Origin of the sequence: uncultured Novosphingobium sp. (assembly GCF_964277725.1) — a bacterium.
Lineage (GTDB): Bacteria > Pseudomonadota > Alphaproteobacteria > Sphingomonadales > Sphingomonadaceae > Novosphingobium > Novosphingobium fluoreni.
This window is the reverse complement of sequence record NZ_CAXYKL010000251.1, coordinates 1-7,301: the sequence shown is the minus strand read 5'-3', so window position 1 is coordinate 7,301 and position 7,301 is coordinate 1. Positions and strand designations below refer to the sequence as shown.

Here is a 7,301-nt window from a genome sequence, read left to right as displayed (position 1 = left end):
GACCAGCCGGTGTTCACCAGCCAGCACTTCACACCGCCCTTGGCGATACGCTCCTTGAGGAGGTTGCCGTAGATCGAGGGGTGACGCGGCATGAACGGCGCGCCGAAGCAGGTGGAGAAGGTCGCTTCCGGTTCGGTCACGCCGATCTCGGTACCGGCAACGCGCGCGGTGTAGCCCGAGAGGAAGTGATACATCGCCTGATCGGGGGTGAGGCGCGCGATCGGAGGCAACACGCCGTAAGCGTCGGCGGTGAGGAAGATCAGGTTGGCCGGAACCGGACCCAGGTTCTTTTCCGAAGCGTTCGGGATGAAGTCGATCGGGTAGGAACCGCGGCTGTTCTCAGCCAGAGCGTTATCGTCGAGGTCGATCTTCCGGGTCTCGGGATCGATCACCACGTTCTCCAGCACCGTGCCGAAGCGCTTTGTGGTGGCGAAGATTTCCGGCTCTGCCTCTTCCGAAAGGCGGATCATCTTGGCGTAGCAGCCGCCTTCGAAGTTGAACACGGCAGTGTCAGACCAGCCATGCTCGTCGTCACCGATCAGGGTGCGGCTGGCGTCGGCGGACAGCGTGGTCTTGCCCGTGCCCGACAGGCCGAAGAATACCGCGGTCTTGCCGTCCGGTCCGATGTTGGCCGAGCAGTGCATCGGCATCACGCCCTTCACCGGCAGCAGGTAGTTCAGAATGCCGAACACGCTCTTCTTCATCTCGCCGGCGTAAGCAGTGCCGCCGATGAGGATCAGCTTCTCGGAGAAATTGACCGCGACCACCGTTTCGGAACGGCTGCCGTGGCGGGCCGGATCGGCGCGGAAGCTGGGCAGATCGATGATGGTGTATTCCGGCGTGAAGCTGGCCAGCTCCTCAGCCTTGGGGCGCACCAGCAACGTGCGGATGAACAGGTTATGCCACGCGAATTCGTTGATCACGCGCACGTTCACGCGATGCTCGGGCTGCGAGCCACCGAACAGATCGGCGACGTAAAGCTTGTCCTTGCCGCCCAGCGCGGCGAAGAAATCTTCCTTGAGATTGGCGAAGTGCTCTGGCGTCATCGGCACGTTCGTCTTGCCCCACCACACCGTATTTTCGGTTTCGGCGTCCTTGACGATGAACTTGTCCTTGGCGGAACGGCCGGTGTGCTTGCCGGTCTGCACCACGAAAGGACCATCTGCTGCCAGCATCCCTTCGCCATTGGCCACGGCATGTTCGACCAGCGGCGCAGTGCCCAGGTTGGCGAAGATCGTCGCGTCGGTGGTAATGCCCTGGCGGTCGAGAGGATAGCTGAGCGATGCAGTCAAGGTCGTCTCCATAAGTGTGGCGCTCGGGGAAAAGCGCCGGGCAGCAGTGATTGCTAGAGAATCGCAGGCGCGATAAGCGCGCGGGGTCATTCCGTCAAATATCACCAACAGTGCTCGTGTTTAGCACAGATGCCTCGATTCTGCATCTGCATTCGATTCATTGTCAGCAGCCCGCCAAGCGTTTACCCCCACACGCCTGTTTCATTTTGATAACTAATCGGCGGTTGCTTCATCGATGACTGCTTTGCAAGGCCCCGATAATGCGCCCAGCAGCGGATCGCCTGGCCCCGTCCCATCTCCGCGCCAGCAAACCATCGCCCTGGTCGATGACGATCGCAACATCCTGACCGCCGTCTCTATCGGACTTCAGGCGGAGGGCTTCGCGACGCGGGTCTATACCGATGGCGAAACCGCCTTGAAGGCCCTGCTCGACAATCCGCCCGACCTGGCGATCTTTGATATCAAGATGCCTCGTATGGACGGACTGCAACTGTTGGAGGCCTTGCGAGCGCAATCGGCGCTGCCGGTCATCTTCCTGACATCCAAGGATGAGGAGCCGGACGAGGCACTGGGACTGGCCCTGGGCGCTGACGATTATATCGCCAAGCCGTTCAGCCAGCGCCTCCTCGTGGCCCGCATCCGCGCCATCCTGCGCCGTTCCGAACTGCGCCGCAACCTGGGGGAGGCCAGCTCGGGCGAAGAGCAGGTCAGCACGATCGTGCGCGGCAGACTGTCGCTCGACCCGGCCCGCCATCACATCACCTGGGATGCAAAGGCAGTTTCGCTGACCGTGACCGAATTCATGATCCTGGAGGCGTTGGCGATGCGGCCCGGCGTCGTGAAAAGCCGCAATCAGTTGATGGACGCCGCCTATAGCGAGGATGTCTTCGTGGACGACCGCACGATCGACAGCCACATCAAGCGCCTGCGCCGCAAATTCCGCGCCGTGGACCCCCAGTTCGACGCGATCGATACGCTCTATGGCGCGGGATATTCGTTTTCAGATGGGTGATGGTTGGCGGCAACGGCTGACGGTGCCCCGGCGCTGGCCCTGGGGTGTGTCGCTTACCTCGCGCATCCTGGCTGTTAACGTGATCGCTCTGGCGCTGATGGCCGGCAGTCTATTCTACATCGACAGCTATCGCCGCGAATTGTTCGCCGAGCGGTTCCGGCTGGCGCGGATCGAGGCGGAGGTGACGGCGGCGGCCTTGAATGGCCAGCCACGCGCCGAGCAGAAACTGCTGATGGCGCGGATCGGCGCGATGCAGCACTTGCGCTTGCGTCTTTACGACAAGGCGGGAGAGCTGGTTGCGGACAGCTTCGCATTGGCGCCGCCTTCTTTCGCCTTTATCGATCCCGCGCGCGAGCCACCCTTGCAGAAGGCGGCGCGAACCTTGGATCGGGCGATGGACTTCGTGCTGGGCGCATCGCCCACACCACCCTACCGCGATCCAGCCGACAGTGATGCTGCCAACTGGCCCGAGATCGGGGACGCGCTACGCTCCACCAGTACCGTCTCGCGCCGCCGCGCCGCGCCGGACCAGACGCCGGTGATCACTGCCGCCACGCCGGTGGGCAGTGCCGGTGAAGCCCTGCTGATGACGCGCAACGCCCGCGATATCACCGAATACGTGCGCGAAGCCCGCCAGACGCTGGCCATTATAGTCGGCGCAGCTTTGGTGATCTCGATCCTGCTGTCCCTGTTCCTTGCGCGCACGATCGTCGATCCCTTGCGCACCCTGGTGCGGGCGGCGGTGCGGGTTCGGCTCGGGCGGGACCGCAAGGTGGTGGTGCCACGCCTGCCGGACCGTCGCGACGAGATCGGCCTGCTCGCGCGCGCCATTTCGGACATGACCACGGCGCTGCGCCAGCGGATCGACGCCGTGGAGAGCTTCGCGGCCGATGTCTCACATGAATTGAAGAACCCCCTCGCTTCCTTGCGCAACTCGCTGGAAAACCTCGACCGGGTGACCGATCCGGATTTGCGCCGCCAGCTTGTGGCCATCGCTACAGATGATGTGCGCCGGGTTGACTTTCTCATCACCGAGATCGCGGATGCCAGCCGCATCGATGCGCAGTTGAGCCGCACCACGTTCGAGCCGGTGGACATGCTGCGGCTGGTCCTGGCGATCGTCGCCGAGCGGGACACACGCAAGGTAAACGGTAGCTGCCGCTTGATCGTTAGCCGCCTGGACGACGCCGACATGGTGGTGCCGGGCGATCCTGCGCGGCTGGAACGGGTACTGCACAACCTGCTTGATAACGCGGTGTCTTTCTCCACCGAAGGCGCGGTGATCGAAATCGAACTGGCGCAAGAGGGCGACCGCGTGATCGTGGCGATTTCCGACCTGGGGCCGGGCATCCCCGCAAGCGTGCGCGAAAAGGTGTTCGAGCGGTTTCACTCGTTGCGACCCGCAAACGAGGAATTCGGCCGGCACAGTGGCTTGGGTCTCGCCATCGCACGCACCATCGTCGAGGCGCATTTTGGCCGCCTGATCGCCACGTCGCGCACCGATGGCCAAACTGGGGCGCGATTGGAAATGAGCCTGCCTTTGTGGAGGGAACGCCAATGACGCCCCACATCGCCACATGTGTCGCGATCGGGGGACGAGGCGTCCTGATCGAGGGGCCGCCGGGAAGCGGTAAATCGGCTCTCGCGCTGGCGCTGATCGATCGAGGAGCGGTGTTAGTGGGTGATGACGGGGTGCTGCTCCGGTCCATCGAGGGGCGGCTCATCGCCCTGCCCCATCCCCGTACCCAAGGCCTGCTTGAAGTGCGCAACCTTGGCATCCTGCCCTTCCCGGTCGGCGATCCGGTCGAGATTGCACTGCTGATAGAGCTGCGCGCAGATGCTCCCCGCCACATCGAGGCGGCGCAGGCGGTTGAGAGGCTGGGAACAGCCCTGCCCGCCGTGTCGCTCTGGCCTGAGCCCGCGCCCCCCGCTCTGAAAGTCGAGCTGGCCTTGCGTCATTTTGGGCGTCCCGGTCCGGAAAATTGGACTTAAGGCGGTCTTCCCTTCGCGCACCACAAGGCGCACAAGCGTGTTTCCATGACAGACGAGTCTACTTCCAGCGACAAGACTGGTTCCGGCAGCGAGATTGGCCAACGTCAGCGCCTGATGTTGGTGACCGGCATGCTGGGCGCGGGCAAGACGACCGCGTTGCGCGTGATGGAAGACCTGGGCTGGGAGGTGGTGGACAACTTCCCGATCCGGCTGCTCGATCGGCTGATCGATACCCCACAGGCCTTCGGACAAGCCACCGGTGAAACCCGCGGAGCACTGGCGATCGGCTTCGATTCCCGAACGCGCGGCTTTGACCCCCAGGCGATCATCCGAATGGTGAAGGAGCTGGGCACGCGGTCCGACCTTGAGATCACCACACTGTTTCTCGATTGCTCGAGCCAGGAGCTGGAGCGGCGCTATAACGAGACGCGCCGCCGCCATCCGTTGGCCGGCGACACGCCCGTGGCGACCGGCATCCGCGCCGAACGCGAGCTGCTTGCACCGTTGCGTCGTTGGGCGGACATCCTCGTCGACACGACCGAGTTCACCAGCAACGACCTGCAGCGCGCCATGCGCGAACGCTTTGGCGACGAAGACAGCAAGGAGCTGACGATCACCGTCTCCAGCTTCGGCTTCTCACGCGGGATGCCTCCGGTGGCGGACCTGGTGTTCGACATGCGCTTTCTCGACAATCCGCATTGGGTACCGGAACTGCGCCCTCTCACCGGCGAAGATGCGGCCGTGGGCGAACATATCCAGCGCGATCCCGCTTACGCCGAGGCGTTCGAGCGGATTCGCGACCTGCTGCTGCTGTTGCTTCCGCGCTACAGTGCTCAGGGAAAATCCTATGTGCATATCGCATTTGGCTGCACGGGCGGCCGTCATCGGTCAGTCTTCACCGCAATGCAGATGGTCTCGGCCTTGCGTGAGCGTGGCTTTTCGCCCACATTGCTGCACCGCAACCTGGGCGCACGTGCCGCCGACCTTCTGGAAGGAAGCCCGCGACGTGACCACTAGGAGAGACGCGCGGTTGCGTTCACAGCATTTTCGGAGCGGTGTTTCCCAATGATCGGCATGATCCTCGTCACGCATGGCGATCTGGCTGTCGAATTCGTGAAAGCCATGGAGCATGTGGTCGGCGCGCAACCCGCGGTCGTCTCCGTCTGCATCGGCCCTAGCGACGACATGGAGCAGCGCCGGGCGGAAATCGCGCGCGCAATCAAAGACGTTAACCAGGGCGAAGGCGTCGTCATCCTGACCGATCTGTTCGGCGGCACGCCCTCCAATCTCGCCATTTCGCTGATGCAATCTGGCACAGTCGAGGTGATCGCCGGGATCAATCTGCCGATGCTGATCCGTCTCGCCAAGGCCCGCCGCTGTATGTCGGTGCGCGAGGCTGCGTCGGCCGCGCGCGATGCCGGGCGCAACTACATCACGATCGCGTCGGAATATCTGGGGCAGGATGCATGATCGATTGCCGCGAAAACATTGTCATCGTTAACCAGCGCGGCCTGCATGCGCGGGCCAGCGCCAAGTTCGTCAACCTGGTCAGCGATCTTCCGCCAAGCTGCACCGTCACCGTCAGTAAGGACGGGGTAGAGGCCGCGGGGGGCTCCATCCTGGGCCTGATGATGCTGGGCGCGGCCAAGGGCGACACGATCGAGATCGCCGTCTCGGGGGACGATGCCGAGCGCGTGCTGGGTCAGCTGGCCGGTCTCGTCAAGGACGGCTTCGGCGAGGACTGAGCCGCCTTGCGTCGCACGATCACCGGGTTCTCCAACCCCACCGTCAAGTTCCTGCGCTCCTTGCGCGAGAAGAAACACCGCCGGCGTGAGGGCAAGTTCCTCGCCGAGGGACTGCGCCTGCTGACCGATGCGCGCGCTTGCGGAATCCTGCCCGAACAGCTGGTGATGGCCAGCGGCCGTCCTCCCCACCCCCTCCTCGACGAGTTGGAGCGCGCTGTCGTGGCAAGTGGCGGCGAAGTGATCGAGATGGACGAGGATATTCTTGCCAAGGTCACGGGCAAGGACAACCCGCAAGCCGTGGCCGGCGTCTTCGCCGAGTTCGATACGCGCTTGGCCGGGATTGATCGTCACGCCGCGCCGATTTGGCTGGTGGCACAGGCGCTGCGTGATCCGGGCAACCTGGGCACCATGCTGCGCACGGGCGACGCGGTGGGTGCGGGCGGGCTCATCCTGATCGACGACTGCGCGGATCCTTTTTCGGTAGAAGCCGTCCGGGCAAGCATGGGGGCGGTCTTCACGCAACGGATCGCCACGACGCGCTGGGACGAATTCGTGCCCTGGCTTCGCAGCGGCCCGGGGCTACTCGTCGCAGCCTCTCTGCGCGATCCCACGGACTACCGCCAAGCCGCCTACGCCGCGCCGTGCTTCCTCCTGATCGGCAACGAATCGCAAGGTTTGCCCGAGACTTACGAGGCGGAGTGCGACTTGCGTGTCACCATCCCGATGCGCGGCCGCGCCGATAGCCTGAATGCCGCCGTGGCCGGAGCCGTCCTGGCTTATGAGGCGCTTGCCCGACTGGAGGGCTAACGGTCCGCCCCTCCCGCGAAGGTCGCGTTCGACATAGGTGGTGGCGTCGGCGGACGGGCTCTGCCACAATCCGACGATGCGGCAGAAGGAACTGCGGATCGGGCTTGTCTGCTACGGCGGGGTCAGCCTTGCCGTCTACATGCACGGCGTCACCAAGGAATTGTGGAAAGCGCTGCAGGCCAGCCGCGCTTTCGGGTCTGGCGACGATGAGCCTGGCGGCAGCATGGCGATCTATCTCGATCTTTTGCGCGCGCTGGAGGCCAAACACGGGGTTCGCCTTCGCATCCTCACCGATATCGTCGCCGGGGCGAGCGCCGGGGGCATCAACAGCGTGTTCCTGGCCCAGGCCATTCACTCCGGACAATCACTCGAGCCCCTGACCGAGTTGTGGCTGGAAACGGCCGATGTCGATGTCCTGCTGGACCCCGATGCCCGCCCGGGATCGCGCGCGGC

General features: G+C 64.1%; 9 protein-coding genes. 8 read left to right on the top strand and 1 reads right to left on the bottom strand.

Going from position 1 to position 7,301, the window contains the following annotated elements; translation table 11 throughout:
• Positions 1 to 1,304, bottom strand: a 1,304-nt coding sequence (locus tag ACHWRX_RS13930; protein ID WP_394659633.1) for a phosphoenolpyruvate carboxykinase (ATP), incomplete at its 3' end; no start/stop codon positions are given.
• A 223-nt stretch (positions 1,305 to 1,527) separates the two neighbouring features.
• Here ACHWRX_RS13930 and ACHWRX_RS13925 point away from each other — a divergent pair.
• The 8 genes from ACHWRX_RS13925 to ACHWRX_RS13890 form a co-directional block, all read left to right on the top strand.
• Positions 1,528 to 2,304, top strand: a complete 777-nt coding sequence (locus tag ACHWRX_RS13925) for a response regulator transcription factor (protein WP_394659632.1) — start codon at positions 1,528 to 1,530, stop codon at positions 2,302 to 2,304.
• Entirely contained in the window at positions 2,297 to 3,865 is a 1,569-nt protein-coding gene (locus tag ACHWRX_RS13920; RefSeq protein ID WP_394659634.1) for a stimulus-sensing domain-containing protein, read from the top strand. The genes ACHWRX_RS13925 and ACHWRX_RS13920 overlap by 8 nt, the downstream gene beginning before the upstream one ends.
• Positions 3,862 to 4,296: an HPr kinase/phosphorylase gene (locus tag ACHWRX_RS13915; protein WP_394659631.1), complete on the top strand. Its 435-nt coding sequence runs from the start codon at positions 3,862 to 3,864 to the stop codon at positions 4,294 to 4,296. The genes ACHWRX_RS13920 and ACHWRX_RS13915 overlap by 4 nt, the downstream gene beginning before the upstream one ends.
• Before the next feature lie 45 nt (positions 4,297 to 4,341).
• Entirely contained in the window at positions 4,342 to 5,313 is a 972-nt protein-coding gene (gene rapZ, locus ACHWRX_RS13910; protein WP_394659630.1) for an RNase adapter RapZ, read from the top strand.
• A gap of 48 nt (positions 5,314 to 5,361) precedes the next feature.
• Positions 5,362 to 5,766 carry a PTS sugar transporter subunit IIA gene (locus ACHWRX_RS13905; protein WP_288484946.1) on the top strand — a complete coding sequence of 135 codons (405 nt, stop codon included), beginning with the start codon at positions 5,362 to 5,364 and terminating at the stop codon, positions 5,764 to 5,766.
• The gene (locus ACHWRX_RS13900) at positions 5,763 to 6,041 is read left to right on the top strand and encodes an HPr family phosphocarrier protein (RefSeq protein WP_058737533.1); all 279 of its coding nucleotides are present in this window, start codon (positions 5,763 to 5,765) and stop codon (positions 6,039 to 6,041) included. The genes ACHWRX_RS13905 and ACHWRX_RS13900 overlap by 4 nt, the downstream gene beginning before the upstream one ends.
• A 6-nt stretch (positions 6,042 to 6,047) precedes the next feature.
• Positions 6,048 to 6,848, top strand: coding sequence for a TrmH family RNA methyltransferase (locus ACHWRX_RS13895; protein WP_394659629.1), 801 nt, complete (start codon positions 6,048 to 6,050; stop codon positions 6,846 to 6,848).
• 76 nt (positions 6,849 to 6,924) lie between these two features.
• A partial coding sequence (locus tag ACHWRX_RS13890; RefSeq protein WP_394659628.1) for a patatin-like phospholipase family protein occupies positions 6,925 to 7,301 on the top strand: 377 nt, incomplete at its 3' end.

Coding starts and splice junctions, on each gene's coding strand:
- ACHWRX_RS13925 (WP_394659632.1), top strand. CDS start 1,528: ATGACTGCTTTGCAAGGCCCCGATAATGCGCCCAGCAGCGGATCGCCT.
- ACHWRX_RS13920 (WP_394659634.1), top strand. CDS start 2,297: ATGGGTGATGGTTGGCGGCAACGGCTGACGGTGCCCCGGCGCTGGCCC.
- ACHWRX_RS13915 (WP_394659631.1), top strand. CDS start 3,862: ATGACGCCCCACATCGCCACATGTGTCGCGATCGGGGGACGAGGCGTC.
- rapZ (WP_394659630.1), top strand. CDS start 4,342: ATGACAGACGAGTCTACTTCCAGCGACAAGACTGGTTCCGGCAGCGAG.
- ACHWRX_RS13905 (WP_288484946.1), top strand. CDS start 5,362: ATGATCGGCATGATCCTCGTCACGCATGGCGATCTGGCTGTCGAATTC.
- ACHWRX_RS13900 (WP_058737533.1), top strand. CDS start 5,763: ATGATCGATTGCCGCGAAAACATTGTCATCGTTAACCAGCGCGGCCTG.